Origin of the sequence: Sinorhizobium psoraleae, from assembly GCF_013283645.1 — a bacterium.
Lineage (GTDB): Bacteria > Pseudomonadota > Alphaproteobacteria > Rhizobiales > Rhizobiaceae > Sinorhizobium > Sinorhizobium psoraleae.
Genome location: NZ_JABEKV010000001.1, coordinates 1,378,359 through 1,394,971 on the forward strand (window position 1 = coordinate 1,378,359; position 16,613 = coordinate 1,394,971).

The 16,613-nt window shown below is 63.5% G+C and carries 12 protein-coding genes; 2 read left to right on the forward strand and 10 right to left on the reverse strand.

Features of this window, described 5'->3' with window-relative positions; translation table 11 throughout:
• Nucleotides 1–13: 13 nt before the first annotated feature.
• The 9 genes from ILFOPFJJ_RS06355 to bcoG all read right to left on the reverse strand — a co-directional run bounded on the left by ILFOPFJJ_RS06355 (nucleotide 14) and on the right by bcoG (nucleotide 12,594).
• Nucleotides 14–1,645 (reverse strand): ABC transporter ATP-binding protein, encoded by a 1,632-nt coding sequence (locus tag ILFOPFJJ_RS06355; protein ID WP_173509681.1) that lies wholly within the window; start codon nucleotides 1,643–1,645, stop codon nucleotides 14–16.
• On the reverse strand, nucleotides 1,638–2,465 hold the full coding sequence (locus ILFOPFJJ_RS06360; RefSeq protein WP_173509682.1) for an ABC transporter permease: 828 nt from the start codon (nucleotides 2,463–2,465) through the stop codon (nucleotides 1,638–1,640). Before ILFOPFJJ_RS06360 ends, ILFOPFJJ_RS06355 begins: the two co-directional genes overlap by 8 nt.
• Entirely contained in the window at nucleotides 2,462–3,574 is a 1,113-nt protein-coding gene (locus ILFOPFJJ_RS06365; RefSeq protein WP_173509683.1) for an ABC transporter permease, read from the reverse strand. The genes ILFOPFJJ_RS06360 and ILFOPFJJ_RS06365 overlap by 4 nt, the downstream gene beginning before the upstream one ends.
• Nucleotides 3,574–5,163, reverse strand: coding sequence for an ABC transporter substrate-binding protein (locus ILFOPFJJ_RS06370; protein WP_173509684.1), 1,590 nt, complete (start codon nucleotides 5,161–5,163; stop codon nucleotides 3,574–3,576). Before ILFOPFJJ_RS06370 ends, ILFOPFJJ_RS06365 begins: the two co-directional genes overlap by 1 nt.
• A 323-nt stretch (nucleotides 5,164–5,486) precedes the next feature.
• On the reverse strand, nucleotides 5,487–6,269 hold the full coding sequence (locus tag ILFOPFJJ_RS06375) for a carnitinyl-CoA dehydratase (RefSeq protein ID WP_173509685.1): 783 nt from the start codon (nucleotides 6,267–6,269) through the stop codon (nucleotides 5,487–5,489).
• 5 nt (nucleotides 6,270–6,274) lie between these two features.
• Nucleotides 6,275–8,338: an acetate--CoA ligase family protein gene (locus tag ILFOPFJJ_RS06380; protein WP_173509686.1), complete on the reverse strand. Its 2,064-nt coding sequence runs from the start codon at nucleotides 8,336–8,338 to the stop codon at nucleotides 6,275–6,277.
• Nucleotides 8,339–8,631: 293 nt separating this feature from the next.
• The gene (locus ILFOPFJJ_RS06385; protein WP_173509687.1) at nucleotides 8,632–9,792 is read right to left on the reverse strand and encodes an acyl-CoA dehydrogenase family protein; all 1,161 of its coding nucleotides are present in this window, start codon (nucleotides 9,790–9,792) and stop codon (nucleotides 8,632–8,634) included.
• Between the two features lie 253 nt (nucleotides 9,793–10,045).
• Nucleotides 10,046–11,536, reverse strand: coding sequence for a carnitine 3-dehydrogenase (locus ILFOPFJJ_RS06390; RefSeq protein WP_173509688.1), 1,491 nt, complete (start codon nucleotides 11,534–11,536; stop codon nucleotides 10,046–10,048).
• A gap of 155 nt (nucleotides 11,537–11,691) precedes the next feature.
• Nucleotides 11,692–12,594, reverse strand: a complete 903-nt coding sequence (gene bcoG, locus ILFOPFJJ_RS06395; RefSeq protein WP_173509689.1) for a 3-dehydrocarnitine:acetyl-CoA trimethylamine transferase BcoG — start codon at nucleotides 12,592–12,594, stop codon at nucleotides 11,692–11,694.
• 108 nt (nucleotides 12,595–12,702) lie between these two features.
• Here bcoG and ILFOPFJJ_RS06400 point away from each other — a divergent pair, with 108 nt between their 5' ends.
• Complete coding sequence (locus ILFOPFJJ_RS06400) at nucleotides 12,703–13,674, forward strand: GlxA family transcriptional regulator (protein ID WP_173509690.1); 972 nt, start codon at nucleotides 12,703–12,705, stop codon at nucleotides 13,672–13,674.
• Nucleotides 13,675–13,757: 83 nt separating this feature from the next.
• Here ILFOPFJJ_RS06400 and ILFOPFJJ_RS06405 read toward each other — a convergent pair whose 3' ends face one another.
• On the reverse strand, nucleotides 13,758–14,996 hold the full coding sequence (locus ILFOPFJJ_RS06405; RefSeq protein WP_173509691.1) for a LysR family transcriptional regulator: 1,239 nt from the start codon (nucleotides 14,994–14,996) through the stop codon (nucleotides 13,758–13,760).
• A 50-nt stretch (nucleotides 14,997–15,046) separates the two neighbouring features.
• Here ILFOPFJJ_RS06405 and ILFOPFJJ_RS06410 point away from each other — a divergent pair, with 50 nt between their 5' ends.
• Entirely contained in the window at nucleotides 15,047–16,612 is a 1,566-nt protein-coding gene (locus tag ILFOPFJJ_RS06410) for an aromatic amino acid lyase (protein WP_246299480.1), read from the forward strand.
• The last annotated feature ends 1 nt before the right edge of the window (nucleotide 16,613 follow it).

The window sequence follows — 16,613 nt, forward strand, 5'->3', positions numbered from 1 at the left end:
GGAGAGAAAGCGATCAGTTTCCAGCGCTTTCCATGCGCCGGGTCTTCAGCACCTTTTCCAGCCAGCCGATTTCCATCTCCGGCACAGACTTCAAGAGTAGGTCGGTATAGTCGTCGAAGGGCGGCGAAAGCACCTTCGACTTCGGACCGAAACGCACCAGGCGACCGCGGTGCATAACCGCGACACTGTCCGCGATGGCCCGCACAATGGCGATGTCGTGGGTGATAAAGACATAGGAAACAGCGGTTTCCTCCTGAAGCCTGAGAAGCAGATTCAGGATGCCCTCCGCCACGAGTGGATCGAGGGCCGAGGTCGGCTCGTCGCAGAGAATGAGTTCCGGCTTGGCGGCAAGCGCCCGGGCGATGGCGACCCGCTGCTTCTGGCCGCCGGAAAGTTCGGCCGGATAACGGTCGAGGAAGCGCGGCCCCATTTCGATCTGGTCGAGCAGCTCCTTGACCCGCTCACTTTTCTCGGCGCCGTGCATGCCGAAATAGAAGGAGAGCGGCCGGCCTATGATGTCGCGCACCGTCTGGCGCGGGTTCATCGCCGTATCCGCCATCTGATAGATCATCTGGATGCGGCGCAGCTCGTCGCGCGTCCGGCCTTTGAGCGCTTTCGGCAATTCCTTGCCTTCGAAGGTGATGCGGCCCTCGCTCGGCGGCAAAAGGCCGGTAATGACGCGGGCAAGTGTCGACTTGCCGGAGCCGGATTCGCCGACGATCGCCAGCGTCTGGCCCTTCGGCAGGTGCATCGATACGTCGTGCAGCACCTTGAAGCCATTGGCATAGCCGGCATGAACATGCTCGATTTTGAGAAGCGTGCCGGACTGATCGCCCGCCTCGTCGCGCTTGGTCTGGCGGACGCTGACGAGCGCGCGGGTATAGTCTTCGACCGGTGCCTCGATCACCTGCTTGGTCGTGCCGTATTCGACGGTCTTGCCATGGCGCAGCACCATGATGTCGTCGGACACTTGCGCGACCACGGCGAGATCGTGGGTGATGTAGAGCGCCGCCGTATGCGTCTCCTCGATCGCGTGCTTGATCGCGGCAAGCACGTCGATCTGGGTGGTGACGTCTAGCGCCGTGGTCGGTTCGTCGAAGACGATCAGTTCGGGGTTCGGGCAAAGCGCCATGGCGGTCATTGCACGCTGCAATTGTCCGCCTGAAACCTGGTGGGGGTAGCGCTCGCCGAAAGTTTCGGGATTGGGAAGGCCGAGTACACGGAAGAGATAGAGCGCACGTTTCCGGGCTTCGTCCCGCGTCATGATGCCGTGTCGGAGTGAGGCCTCGATGACCTGATCGCCGAGCTTGTGGGCCGGGTTGAAGGCTGCTGCTGCGGATTGCGCCACATAGCAGACCTGGGCGCCGCGCACCGAGTTGATGCCGGAGCGATCGAGATTCAAGATGTCGCGGCCATTGAGCAGCACCTCGCCACCGATGATGCGGCAGCCGCCGCGGCCATAAGCAAGTGCCGAGAGGCCGATCGTTGATTTGCCGGCGCCGGACTCGCCGATGAGACCAAGCACCTTGCCCTTCTGCAGGTCGAAAGACACGCCTTCGACCAGGGTCACGACCTTGGGCGGCTCGCCCGGCGGATAGCTCGTCGCCTCGATCTTCAGGTTCTTGACGGAAAGCAACTCAGGCATCGCCGCGCCCTCCTTTCAGGCTCGAGGTCCGCTTCATCAGCCAGTCGACGACGAGGTTGACGCAGATCGCGAGCGTTGCGATCGCCGCGCCTGGAACGAGCGCCGCGGAAATGCCGAAGATGATGCCGTCCTTGTTGTCCTTCACCATGCCGCCCCAGTCAGCGGCCGGCGGCTGAATGCCGAGGCCGAGGAAGGAGAGGGTAGAGAGGAACAGGATCGAGAAGGCGAACCGCAGCCCGAATTCGGCAAGCAGCGGCGAAAGCGTGTTCGGCAGGATCTCCCGGAAGATGATCCAGAGCGAGCCTTCGCCGCGCAGTCGCGCCGCCTCGACGAACTCCATCACGGCGACGTCGAGCGCGACGGCGCGTCCGATGCGGAAAACGCGGGTGGAATCGAGCACCGCCATCACGAGGATCAGGATCCAAAGATGCTGCGGCAGAACGGCGAGGACGACGAGGGCGAAGATCAGCGTCGGGATCGCCATCATCAGGTCGTTGAAACGCGAGAAGAGCTGGTCGACAAAGCCGCCCATCACGGCTGCGGCGAAGCTCAGGATCATGCCGAGGCAGAACGAGAGGACGGTTGCTGCCAGCGCCACGAGAATGGTGGTGCGGGCGCCATAGATCAGGCGCGAGAGCAGGTCACGCCCGAGATTGTCGGTGCCGAGCAGAAAGTCGCCGCCGGCGGGCAGCCAGATATCGCCGACAACGTCCCGCTCGCCATAGGGCGCGATAACAGGCGCGAAAATCGCGCAGAGAATGGCGATCGCGATGCCCGCGATGCCGATCCAGGCGCTCAAGGGAATAGATCTCAGATTCATCGCGGGTGCCTCAGTCTCGGGTTGGCGAGAATGGCGAGAATGTCTGCCGCCATGTTGAGGAAGATGTAGAAGGCCGCAAAGATCAGGCCGCAGGCCTGGACGACCGGCATGTCACGCACGGTCACCGCATCCACCATGTATTGCCCCATGCCCGGATAGACGAAGACCACTTCGACGACGACGACGCCAACAACCAGATAGGCCAGGTTGAGTGCGATGACGTTGATGACCGGTGCCACGGCGTTCGGAGCGGCGTGGCGGGCAATGATGCGGAAGGTGCCGAGACCTTTGAGCTCAGCGGTCTCGACATAGGCGGAGGACATGACGTTGAGGATCGCCGCCCGCGTCATGCGCATCATGTGAGCGAGGACAACAAGAACGAGGGTTGCCACTGGAAGGGCGATCGCAGACAGTCGCTCGCCCAATGACATGCTGTCGTAGACGGTCGCCGGGAACGTCGCCACACCCCATTGGACGGCGAAGAACATGATCAGCAGGTAGCCGATGAAGAATTCAGGCAGCGAGATCGCCGCGAGCGATATCACATTGATGATCTTGTCCGGCATTCGATTGCGGAATTGCACGGCCAGCATGCCGAGCCCGACGGCGAGCGGCACCGAGATGAGCGCGGCGAAGAAGGCGAGGAACAGCGAATTGCCGAGGCGATTGCCGATCTGCTCGCTGACGGAGTTCTTGCTTGCCCAGGAGGTACCGAAGTCACCCTGGACGGCGCCGCCGAGCCAAGTGAGATAACGCTCGGTCCAGGGCCGGTCGAGGCCAAGGTCCTTGCGAATGTTTTCGACCGCCTGCGGCGTCGCCGATTGGCCGAGATAGGTGGTGGCGAAATCGCCCGGCAGGGCTTCGATGCCGCCGAAGATCATCAGCGACACGGCAAAAAGCAACCCGACACTCAGTCCGAGGCGCTGAAGGATCAGCGCCACGAGAGGACGGCGAAAGACGAAACGCCGCCAGAAGGTGCCACCGATCGCGCCAGTTGCTGCGGTGGGGTTGGGTTTTGCTGGCACTCCGGAAAGGTCGGCGGACCGCGGTTGCTCACCCGCGGTCCCATCCGTCAGAACCGGACCAGTCATTGGTCCGCTTTCCATCATCAGGCGTCCAGCCACACTCGGGTTGCGACATAGCCGTTCGACATGTCGTTGCCGATGTCGTGGACATAGCCCTTCACCTGCTTGCCAGCGGCGTTCACGAAGTCGTTGAACATGGGCAGGATCACGCCGCCCTCGTCACGCACCATCGTCGCCATGGTGCGGTACATGTCCTTGCGCTTGGCCTCGTCGAGTTCGGATCGCGCCTCGAGCAGGATCTTGTCGAAGTCGGCCCGCTGGAAGCGCGTATCGTTCCAATCAGCGTTCGAGAGGTAGGCGGTCGAATACATCTGGTCCTGGGTCGGGCGGCCACCCCAATAGGAGGTCGAGAAGGGCTGGACGTTCCAGACATTGGTCCAGTAGCCGTCACCCGGCTCGCGCTTGACCTCGATCTCGATGCCGGCCTTCTTGGCGCTTTCCTGATAAAGAACGGCCGCGTCCACCGCGCCAGGGAAGGCGACATCGGAAGTGCGCAGCAGCACCGGGCCGCTGTGACCTGATTTCTTGTAGTGGAAGGCGGCCTTGTCCGGATCATAGGCGCGTTGCTCGATCCCTTCCGGGAAGAGTGCGTAGGTGTCGTTGATCGGGAAGTCGTTGCCGACTTTGCCGTAGCCGCCGAGAATGCGCTCAACCATGGTTTCACGGTCCATCGCGTATTTCAGCGCCATGCGAAGGTCGTTATTGTCGAACGGCGCGGTGTTGCAATGCATGATGAAGACGTAATGGCCACGGCCGGACGTGTTGAGGATTTCGACGGTCGGCGCACGCTTGAGAAGGCTTACGGTCTTCGGGTCGACGCGGTTGATGTAGTGCACCTGGCCGGAAGAAAGCGCGGCGATGCGTGCCGTCGCGTCATTCATGGCGATCAGTTCGATCGAATCCACGTAGCCGCGATCCGTCCGCCAGTCGTCGGCATTCTTTTCAAAGGTGGCGCGCACACCCGGTTCGAAGCTGGCCACCTTGTACGGGCCGGTACCGATCATCGCGTCCGGATTGTCGAGGCCGCCATTCGGCTGGATGATGAGGTGGTAGTCCGTCAAAAGCAGCGGCAGGTCGGCATTGCCTTCCGTCAGCGTCAGGACAAGCTTGTCGCCATCCGCCTTGATTTCCTTGATCGACTTCATCACGCCGAGCGCGCCCGATTCCGACTTGTCGTCGGTGTGGCGCTGCAGGGTCTTGATGACGTCGTCGACTGTCAGTTCCTTGCCATCATGGAATTTGACGCCCTTACGAATCGCAAAGGTCCAGGTTGCCGCGTCGGCGGAAGGTTCCCAGGATTCGGCGAGTGCCGGAACGGGCGCACCGGTGGTCGGATGGCTTTCGACAAGCATGTCGCCCCAGTTACGGCCGACGACGAACATGAACTGCGAGAGGGCCTTAGCCGGATCCTTCGAGTCGGTTGCAGCAGCGCCTTCGAGGCCGAGCTTCAGATGACCGCCGCGTTTCGGCTCCTGCGCCGCGGCACTGGTCGCGAAAAGCGTGCCGGCGGTCGAGGCGGCAATGCCGAAAGCGGCTGTGCGTCCGAGAAACTCACGCCGGTTCATTTTGCCGAGCATGACCTGTCGTGTCAGATAATCCTTGTAATCGCTCATTCCCCTGTTCCCTTCTTTCAGTCGGCATTCGCCGTTCGTTGTGATTGGTAGAGACTGTTGCGTATCACCATCGTATGAAATGGCCTCGAGATGTCGTCCGCTTTCTCCTTCCTCCGCGATCTTTGACGGCGATACAGCTGTTCCGATCCATAAGGCTAATCGTTCGGAGCAGGCTTGTAACGTCCTAAATTATAAATCTTTTCCATAAGTTCGCCTCATGGAACGACAATGCATTCCGCGTGCGTCAATGCTCGCGGCGCGCCACGTTGAACGCCGGTTTTCGCCGGCCGAAACTTCGTTCCGCGGCCATTGGCGGCCGTGTCTCAGCGCCCCTTCCAGACGGGATCGCGCTTCTCGGCGAAGGCGCGTGCTCCTTCGAGCTGGTCTTCGCTCGAATAGAGGATGTCGACCGTCTTGAACTGCCTGCGGGTGATCTTGTTCATCGTCGTCTGGAAATCGCGGCCTTCCGCCTCGCGCACGACTTCCTTGATCGCGGCGTAGACGAGCGGCGGACCGCTTTCGAGCAGGCGGGCGAGTTCCCAGGCGCGTTCGATCAGCCGGGCGGCTGGCAGGATCTCGTTGACGAAGCCCCAGCGGTTCGCCTCGCTCGCATCGAGCCAGCGTCCAGTCAGCAGCATGTCCATGGCGATATGGTAGGGAATGCGCTTCGGCAATTTGATCGAAGCGGCATCGGCGACCGTGCCGGAACGGATTTCCGGAAGCGCGAAGGTCGCGTGTTCGGCGGCAAGGATGATGTCGGTCGAAAGCGCGATTTCCAGCCCACCACCGCAACAGATGCCGTTGACGGCGGCGATGATCGGCTTGTTGAGGTCACGCAGTTCCTGAATGCCGCCGAAACCGCCGACGCCATAATCGCCGTCGACAGCGTCACCTTCGGCGGCGGCCTTGAGATCCCAGCCGGGGCAGAAGAATTTTTCGCCCGCGCCGGTGATGATCGCCACGCGCAAGGTGGGTTCGTCGCGAAATTCGCGGAAGATTTCGCCCATGATCCGGCTCGTCTTCAGATCGATGGCATTGGCTTTCGGTCGATCGATCGTGACTTCGAGAATGCCGCCTTCGCGGCGGGTAAGGATCGGTCCGGTCATAGGCGTCATTTCCTCCGGCGGATCAGAGCGTCAGCGGCGATGGCCCCTTGGCCTTCCGCTAACACCATAACAGGATTGATATCGAGTTCGTCGAGCTTTGAAGCGTTTGAAACGACATAGAATGCCGCTGCGGCGACAGTTCTGGTCAGCGCCGCGATATCTCCCTTCGGGCCACCGCGATAGCCGTCCAGCAGCTTTCTGACTTTAAGGCTGTCGATCGCCTCCGAAATCGCCCTTTCGGTGGTCGGAAGCGTCAGGATCGCGGAATCATCGAGCAACTCCACGAGGATTCCGCCCGCGCCGATGGTGAGTACCGGGCCGGCAAAGGGATCGTGCATTGCCCCGATGATGAGCTCCGCTACCGGCTTCGCGACCATCTTTTCCACAAGATAACCGGAAGCGACGGCGGCCATCGCTGTTGCCGCGTCGTGAACCTCCTCGCGGCTCGCGAGGTTCAGCTTGACCGCACCGGCTTCGCTCTTGTGGGCAACACCGAGACCTTTGAGCACCACAGGGAAGCCGAGCGCCTCGGCGGCGGTGGCGGCTTCCTCGGGCGTGGCGGCCGTCCTGCCCCGAGGCACTTCGACGCCGGATTCGAGGAGCTCCGCCTTTGCTTCGGCCTCGGTCAGCGTGACGGCGTCGCCCGCTTCGGCGCGCACCTTGAGGAGGGGCGGTGGGACGGTCCGTGCCCAGGCGGCGCCGATCTCGGCCGCAGTTTCGGCGGCGGCGAGCGCTTCGTCGATGCCGAAGAAGGGAACAACGCCCGCCGCCATCAGTGACAGCGCGGTCGCTTCCGGCATGTTCTCGCCGAGGCTTGCGACGATGCCCGCGACAGCACCGGTCGCATTCGCCGAGGCGATGACGGCCTCGCAGGTCGTCACCCAATCGGCGGCGTCGCAACGGTCGAGACGCGGAAAATCGAGCACGATCAGGTTCAATGCGTAGTCGCCCTTCATCATCGCGGTGAAGGCGGCCGTCTGTTTCTCGCGATTGCCCCAGACGAAAGTGTGATAGTCGAGCGGATTGGCGATCGTCACCATCTCGCCCAGGCTTTCCTTGAGCGGCCGGCGCTGTTCCTCGCGAAGGGGCCGAAAATTGATTTTGCGGCGGACGCCGGCATCCGCCACCAGCGACGCTTCGCCGCCGGAGCAACTCATCGAGGAGATGTCGGCGCTGGGAAGGGGCCCGTGAAGATGCAGGAGCTTCAGCGTTTCAAGGAGCTCGGGCAGGGTGTCGACCCGGCCAATGCCGAGGCGGGCCAGCAGCGCCGATGAGACACGGTCATTGCCGGCGAGCGAGGCCGTGTGGGAGACGGTCGCAAGCTGCGCGGCCTCGGACTTGCCGACCTTCAGCGTCACGACGGGCTTGCGCAGTTCGCGGGCGCGGGTCGCCAGCCGCTCGAGCGCCTCGATGCTGTCGAAGCCTTCGATATGGAGGCCGACGGCGGTGACGCGCGGATCCTCGAGCACGGCGCAGGCGATGTCCGAGAGGCCGGTCTGGGCCTGGTTGCCGGCGGTCATGACATAGGCGAGGGGCAGCCCGCGTGTCTGCATGGAGATGTTGCAGGCAATGTTGGAGGATTGGGTGAGGATCGCCACGCCGTGATCGACGCGAAGCATGCCGTGCTGGTCCGGCCAGAGCAGGGCGCCGTCGAGCATGTTGATGAAACCGTAGCAATTCGGTCCGACGATCGGCATGTCGCCGGCAGCGGCAACCAGCGCCTCCTGTAGGTCATTGCCGTCGGCAAGCTCGCTGGCCGCCTCGCGGAAGCCCGATGCGTAGCAGACGGCGCCGCCGGCGCCGCGTGTCGCCAGATCCCGGATGATATCGATCGTCAGCGCCCGGTTGACGCCGACGAACGAGGCATCCGGCGCATCCGGCAGGTCGGCCACCGAGCGGTAGCAGCGGCGGCCGAGGATTTCTTCTTCACGCGGATGGACCGGCCAGATTTCGCCGGCAAAGCCCATCTTGTCGCATTGTTCGATGACGCGCCGCGCTTCCTTGCCGCCGAAGACAGCGATGGAGCGGGGGCGGATCAGTCGGTCGAGGGAGCGGGGGGAGGTGGTCATGCTGCGCCCTCGTTGAATGCGTCAAGGGGGCGCGATCCGCGGAATACCCCCCTCTGCCCTGCCGGGCATCTCCCCCACAAGGGGGGAGATTGGACGGGGCGCTGTCTTTGCCAGTCAGTGACCGTCGAGGAGTGGGGTGTTTTTAGTGGGCGATGGATTGCGGGAATGATGCGGCAGATGGCAGGGATGGCCTGCGGATCAAGAAGCTGGGTGGTCGCTTGCCAATCTCCCCCCTTGTGGGGGAGATGCCCGGCAGGGCAGAGGGGGGTGACTTGCGGAAACTCGCCCATCCCTCAAGCTCCCAGCGGCCGCAGCAGGTCGCGGCTGATGATGTGGCGCTGGATTTCCGACGTTCCGTCCCAGATGCGCTCGACGCGGGCATCGCGCCAGAAGCGGGCGAGCGGCAGGTCGTCCATCAGACCCATGCCGCCAAAGATCTGGATCGCCTCGTCGGTGACGCGGGCGAGCATTTCCGTCGCATAGACCTTTGCCGACGCGACCTCGCGGTTCGAGGGCAGGCCCTGGTCGAGCCGCCAGGCGGCCGAGAGCGTCAGCAGGTCGGCGGCGTCGATCTCGGTGATCATGTCGGCAAGCTTGAAGGAGACGCCCTGATTGGCGCCGATCGGCTTGCCGAACTGCTTGCGTTCGGCGGCGTAGGAGAGCGCATAGTCGAAGGCGCGGCGAGCGCGCCCGACCGAAGTGGCGGCGACCGTCAGGCGTGTCGCATAGAGCCAATCGTTGGCGAGATCAAAGCCCTTGTGGACCTCACCGAGAATCTGCGCGGAGGGCAGCCGGCAATCGTCGAAGGTCAGGATGCAATTCTTGTAGCCGCGATGCGAGACGGAGTTGTAGCCCTCGCGGATCTGGAAGCCCGGCGTGCCGCGATCGACCAGGAAACAGGTGATCTTCTTCTTCGGCCCGCGCGGCGTCTGCTCCTCGCCGGTGGCGATGAAGACGATGACGAAATCGGCGATATCGGCGTGACTGATGAAGTGCTTCGTGCCGTTGACGATCCAGTCGTCGCCGTCCTGCCTGGCGAAGCATTTCATGCCGCGAACGTCCGAGCCGGCGTCCGGTTCGGTCATGGCAAGCGCATCGAACTTTTCGCCTTTAACGGCAGGCAGCAGGTAACGCTCGCGCTGCTCATCGTTGCAGGCCATCAGGATACCGGAGGGGCGGCCGAAGAATACGGTCAAGCCCATCGAACCGCGGCCAAGCTCACGCTCGACGAGCGTAAATGTCAGGTGATCGAGCCCGGCGCCGCCGACTTCTTCCGGGAAATTGCAGGCGAAGAAGCCTAGCTCCCTGCACTTGCGGGCAATTTCCTCGCCGAGCTCGCGCGGTACGATGCCTGTACGCTCGACCTCGTTTTCATGCGGATAGATCTCGGTCTCGACGAAGGTGCGGACCGTGTCGACGATCATCTGCTGTTCTTCGGTCAGTGCGAAATTCATTGTTCTCCCTCGTATTCTTTTGGTCCGCCTGCCATCGGCCGATCTCCTCATCGGCCGGCGGCGTTTTTGGCTTTTCGCCCCTCACCCTAGCCCTCTCCCCGCGCGCGGGGAGGGAGAGGGGACGCTTTTGCTGGCCGCTCCCCACGCGCGACGGAAGAGGGGTGCGAGCGGCTGTCGCGAGTCCCTTCTCCCCGTCAGAACGGGGAGAAGGTGCCGGCAGGCGGATGAGGGGCGATCGTCCGCCCCATCACCTTCACCGTTTCTGCCCCACGTGCCGCCCAGCGCCCTCCGGCGCAGCGAGTTTGGCATGCCCTTCGGCAATCGGCTTCAGCTTCGCCAGCACTTCCGTCGGCGCCGGCACTGATTTGCCGGCCTTGGCGTCGACGTGCAGCATCATCTGCTCGGCGGTCGCGATCACTTCGCCCGATGCGGCATCGTGGATCCTGGTGAAGAATTGAATGCGCTTCTCGTCGGCGGCGAGAAGCTGCAGCGTCGTGTAAAGCGCCTGACCGAGCTTGGCCTCGCCGAGATGGCGGATATGCGTTTCTACTGTGTAGTAGCTGTGGCCGGCTTCGACATAGGCGAAGTCGACGCCGATCAGCCGCAACAGCGCATCGGAGGTGTCGCCGAAGAGCTGCAGATAGCGGTGCTCGGTCATGTGGCCGTTGTAGTCGACCCAGGCGGCGTTGACCTTGGTTTCGAGGAGACGCAGCGGGCCGGAGGCGTCATGGGTTTTCGCCTGATTGCCGCCCTTGGCCCAAAGACGCTTCTCGAAATCGGCGAGCAGCTTGCCGGCGCCCCAGCCTTCGCCGCCATTGCCGGCTTTCAGCGCATGCATGATGCCGACGAGGTTTTCGTCTCGGATGCGTTCGAGTTCGCGGATCGAGCGGCCGGCGGCTTGCGCATCCGACTGCGCGCCAATCTTTTCGACGAGCGCGTCGTCGAGATCGACGACGTCGGTAAACTTGGTCCAGGGCCATTTCAGGCACGGGCCGAACTGGGCGAGGAAGTGGCGCATGCCAGCCTCGCCACCGGCGATACGATAGGTCTCGAACAGGCCCATCTGTGCCCAGCGCATACCGAAGGAATAACGCATGACATCGTCGAGCGTCTCCGTATCGCAGATGTCGTCCTGGATCAGCCACAAAGCTTCGCGCCACAGCGCCTCGAGCAGGCGGTCGCCGACGAAAGCCTCTATCTCCTTGGCGATAACGACGCCCTTCATGCCGATTTCGGCAACGCCTTCCTCCGCCCGCTTGATCGTTTGCGCGGAGGTCTTCTTGCCGCCGACGAGTTCGACCAGCGGCAGCAGATAGACCGGGTTATAGGGATGCGCCACGAACATGCGTTCGGGGTATTTCATGTCGGCCTGCAGGTCCGACGGCAGGAGGCCCGAGGTCGAGGAACCGATGAGTGCGTCGGGGCGGGCAAAGGCGTCGATCTCGGTGATGACGCCGCGCTTCAGCTCCAGCCGCTCGGGAACGCTTTCCTGAATCCAGTCAACGCCTTCGACTGCTTGCTGGATGGTCTTGCAGAAGGTGAGCTTGCCGCGTGGCGGCAGCGGCGCCATGGTCAGCATGCCATAGGCCTTCTCGGCATTGGCCATGACCTCGCCGATAATGCGCTCGGCTTCCGGATGCGGATCGAAGATGTTGACGTCGATGCCGGCAAGCGCGAAGCGCGCCGCCCAGGCTCCGCCGATGACGCCGCCGCCGACGCAGGCGGCCTTGGTGATGATGCTCATTCCCTCTCCCCGATTTCTGAAATCTCAGTCTGCCCCTCACCCTAGCCCTCTCCCCGCAGGCGGGGAGAGGGAACTGGACGCCTACGGCTTGCATCCTTCTCCCCGTCTCTACGGGGAGAAGGTGCCGGCAGGCGGATGAGGGGCCGAACTCGCTCTTACCGCTTCTTCAGCTTCAGCTTCTCGCGGACCTCTTCCGGCCCGATGATCTTCGCGCCCATACCCTCGATGACCGAGACCGCCTTTTCGACGAGCTGGCCGTTGGTCGCGAGTTGGCCCTTGCCGACATAGAGATTGTCTTCGAGGCCGACGCGGACGTTGCCGCCGGCAAGGATCGCCGCCGCCGGGTAGGCGAGCGCATTGCGGCCGATCGAGAAGGCCGAGAAGGTCCAGTTCGCCGGTACGTTGTTGACCATCGCCATAAAGGTGTTGAGGTCGTCCGGCGCGCCCCACGGAATGCCCATGCAGAGCTGGATCAGCACCGGATCCTCGATCAGGCCTTCCTCGACGAGCTGCTTGGCGAACCAGAGATGGCCGGTATCGAAGGCCTCGATCTCGGGGCGGACGCCGAGTGCGGTCATCTGGCGCGCCATCTCGCGCAGCATCGACGGCGTGTTGGTCATGACATAGTCGCCGAGCGAGAAGTTCATCGTGCCGCAGTCGAGGGTGCAGATTTCCGGCAGGCATTCGGCAACATGGGCGACGCGCTCGGTGGCGCCGGCCATGTCCGTGCCTTTCTCGTTGACCGGCAACGGGCTTTCGACATTGCCGAACACGAGGTCCCCGCCCATGCCCGCGGTCAAATTCAGCACAACGTCGACGTCGGCGGAGCGGATACGGTCGGTGACCTCTTTGTAGAGATCGAGGCGGCGGGCCGGCGCGCCGGTTTCCGGATCGCGAACATGGCAGTGAGCGACCGCGGCACCCGCCTTGGCGGCCTCGATCGCCGCGTCGGCGATCTGTTTCGGTGTGATCGGAACGTGGCCGGATTTCGAAACGGTGTCTCCCGAACCGGTGACGGCGCAGGTGATGAATACCTCGCGGTTCATGCTGAGCGGCATTGCTGTCTCCCTTTTATTGAGAGCCATTACGAGCCAGAAAAGCCGTCTCTGCTTTTCATCATCAGCGACATTCTATACATTCTCGGAAGTTCGGGAGGAAGTTTCACAATGGATCAATCCGTTTCGCAGTCGCAGCATGTGGATCTGCTTGTCCTCCCGGAGACGAACCTGATCCTCGTCGCCTCGGTCATCGAGCCGCTGCGGGCTGCCAACCGCATTGCCGGACACGCGCTTTACACCTGGACAATCTTCAGTCCGGACGGCGAAGCAATCGAGACCAAGAGCGGCATCCCGATCCCCGTCGCCGGGCCCTTCCGGCCCCAGCGCGAGACGGCGCCGCTCTTCGTGCTGTCGAGCTACAGCTGGGAGCGCAGCGCCACCTCGCAACTCAGGATGCTGCTCTCGCAAACGGCGCGGCATCGGGAAGTCATGGCCGGGATCGAATCCGGCTCCTGGCTGCTCGCCGAGACCAGCCTGCTCGACAATTTTTCCGCCACCACCCATTGGGAGGACTTCGAGGATTTCGCCGCGGCCTATCCGCAGGTGACCATGGTGCGCGAGCGTTTCGTCATCGACGGCAAACGCATCACCACCGGCGGCTCGCTGCCGACGCTCGATCTGATGCTCGAACTGATCCGTCGTGCGCACGGCTATTCGCTGGCGCTCGAAGTCTCCCGCCTCTTTATCTACGAGCAGGAGCGCACGCGCGGCGATCTGCTGCAGGTGCCGGCGATCGGCAATATGCGCATTCTCGATGCCCGCGTCGGTGCGGCGGTCAAGCTGATGGCCGAGACGGTCGAGGCGCCGCTGACGCTCGCGCGCCTCGCACGCCGTGTCGGCGTCAGCGCCCGGCATCTGCAGGACCTCTTCAAGGAGGCGATGGGTGTGGCTCCGCACGAGCATTATCTCGCTCTCCGCCTCAATGCCGCGCGCCGCAAGGTGATCGAGACGCGGATGGAGTTTGCGGACATCGCCGCGATCGCCGGGTTCAATTCCTCGTCCTCGTTCTCACGCAGCTACCGCGCCCACTATCGCGAGAGCCCCAGCGAAACGCGCCGGCGCCTGAAGCTCAAGATTTGACCGGCAGCTTCAGGTCTTGATACACCCGGCGCCGGATCAGCGAGTCGGATCAGCGGCTTGTAGCGGCCGCGTACCAAGGTGATTCAAGTGCGGGCGGCTCCGCTTTTCATCATCCTGAACATGGCTTCGCCGGCCTGGGCCCAAAGCGCCTTTCGCGGCCAGACGAGGGTCAGGGATTGTTTGTAGGCGGGGGCGAGGCGGATCATCGCGGGCGGGCGATGGACGCGTGCGAGCGAGCTTTCCGGCAATATCGAGAGATAACCGTGATGGCTGACCAGATTGATGATCACCGGGATGGAGTCAACCTCGATCAGGGTGACGCGCCGGCGCTCGCTTTCACTGAGCGTGTCTTCCAGAAAGCGCGTCGCCTCGCGCCTCAGGCCGCTCTTGGCGCTTGGAACGGCGATCGGCGTGGTGCAGAGCAGATGGGCGAAGTCGCCGCTGATTTCGGACAATGTTGCCGCGGCGCCTGCGAGCGCCAGCGGCGTCTCCGACACGAGCCGGCCTTCGAATTCAGTCGGAAAGTCGGCGACGTCGAGGAGCGCGGCATCGAAGCGCCGGCTCTTCAGTCCGGCGATGAGTTCATCCGCAGTCGTGCTTGAAATGAAGAGGTGCTGGCGAGGGCGGGCCGCATGCCAGGCGGCCGTCAGCGCCGCCAGCATGCGCGCGATCTCGCTCTCGGGACCGAGCGGCATCACCGCACCGAGACGCCATGTCGTCGCGTCGCGGCGAAAGCGGTCGTCCGATGCGCGCATCAGGCGTCCCCAGGATTGAAGCAGCTTTTCCACGAGCGGGATGACGGCAAGCGCTTCCTCGGTGCAGACCATCCCATGATAAGCGCGCTCGAACAGCCGGTAACCGAGATGGCGTTCGAGGCCCGCCATCTGACGCGTGAGCTGGGGTTGGCCGAGACCGAGCATCCGCGCGACGGATCGTATGCTGCCGTTGCGGGCGATCTTCACGAAACGATCAAGCGCGGCCAGGCTAACCGGAGGAATTAAGCCTGTCCTCTGGCGCTCATGGCTCCCCACAAGAAGCCTTGCGGTTTCCGCTGCCTCTGCGATTTCCGCGATGCGTGCCTGGGCCTCGAGCGTCGGCACGAGCATGGCGCCTTCGCGGCGGAGCAGCGGCACGGAAATTGTCTGCTCGAAGCGCCGTACGGCGGCGCTGACACTCGACGGCGGGCGTCCGCTGTGTTTTGCCGCACGCCGTATGCCGCCTTCACGCAGCGTCGCGTCGACAAGGACGATCGTCGCAATATCCACGATATCTACCCACGCTTCGAACAGGGATGTCGATCTGCCCTGTTCGGATTTCGGCATCATTCGTTCCGAATTTGGGATATATCACGCATTGGCACTGTGCGCATAGCATGCTCGCAAAAGAGGTTCGTTCCGGCATGCTGCAATCGGTCAAGACCATCGTCCTGTGCGGAAAACCGCTCGACTTCGGGGTACTCGAAGAGATCGGCGTCGGGTTGGCGCGGCCGGTCGCCGACGATAGCGGCATGGAGCGGGTTGCCGCCGCCCACAAGGTGGTTGCCGACCGCGTCGCCATGGGGTTGCCGGTCTATGGCTCCAACACCGGCGTCGGTTCGATGAAGGACCGCCTCTGGACGGCCGACGATCTCGCCGAATTCAACACGTCGCTTGTGCGCGCCCATCACTTCGGCACGGGCGAATTCTTTGCCGCGCCGATCATCCGCAAGGCGATCGCCATCCGCGTGAACACCGCGATGCGCGGGCATACCGGATGCAGCCCCGAACTTATCAACGCCTTCCTCGCGCTTCTGGAGCGCGGAATCGTTCCGGCTGTGCGCCGCCACGGCTCGATGGGCTGCGCCGACATCGGGCTGATGGGGCAGGTGGCCTCAGTATTGACCGGTGTCGGCGACGCCTATTTCAACGGCCAGCTCATGACGGCCGAATCGGCGTTGAAAGAAGCGGGGCTGAGCCCTTTCGTCATGCGGCCGCGCGATGCGCTGGCCGCGCTGAGCGTCAATGCGATCTCCTATGCGGCCGCCGCAGATGTCCTGCGCGAGGCGGCGGCGGCGATCCGCGTCCTGCTCGTCACCGGCGTCATGTCGTCGCGCGCGCTCGGCGCCTCCGCCGATCCCTGGCTCGTTGCGGCGACGCTTTCGACCCGCGGCGAAGCGCTTGTCGGGTCCTGGCTCTACGGCCAGTCGGGCATCGCCGATTGGCCGCTGCCGACCGCGATCCACGATCCGTTGAGCCTTCGCATGACCGCCCAGGTCTTTGGCGCGGTCGTCGATACCCTGCTGGTGGCCGCCGGCCGGCTTGTCGAGGCAACCTATCTCTCGGATGACAACCCGGTGGTGCTTGGGGGGCAGGTGCATTCATCCGGCGCTTCCCTGCCATTGACGACGACGCTCTATATCGAGGCGGCGCAGGTCGCCTTCTCGCATGTGGCGCGCAATGTCTTGAACCGCTGTATCCTGCTTTCCAACGGCGGGCGGCGCAATCTCTCGGTCAATCTCGTCGCGCCCGGGGAGGTCGCCACGGGGCTTGGGCCGTTGATGAAGCTCGCGGTCGAGCTCTATATGCGCGTCCAGTCACTCGCCGTTCCCTTGTCCGCCCAATCGATCGTCGTCGCCGGAGGGCTGGAAGAGGAGGCGACCTTCCTGCCGCTGATTGTCGAGCGCATGGAAACGCAGGTCCGCGATCTCAGGCAGCTCGCGGCAATCGAGGCGATGCTGTCGGCGCAGGCGATGGATCTCGTCGGCGACGAGCCGTGGGGCGTCGTCAAGCTGGCCTACGATCGCACTCGCACGGTCAGCCCGATCTACCTCAAGGACCGGCCGCTTTCGAAGGAGATCGAAGCGCTGCAGGCGGCGTTCACTGATCACGACCTGTCGCGCGCTTTCGTCGAGACGGCGCCGATGCCGGAATTCGACGACTTTTTTGCGCTGGCCAAATAAG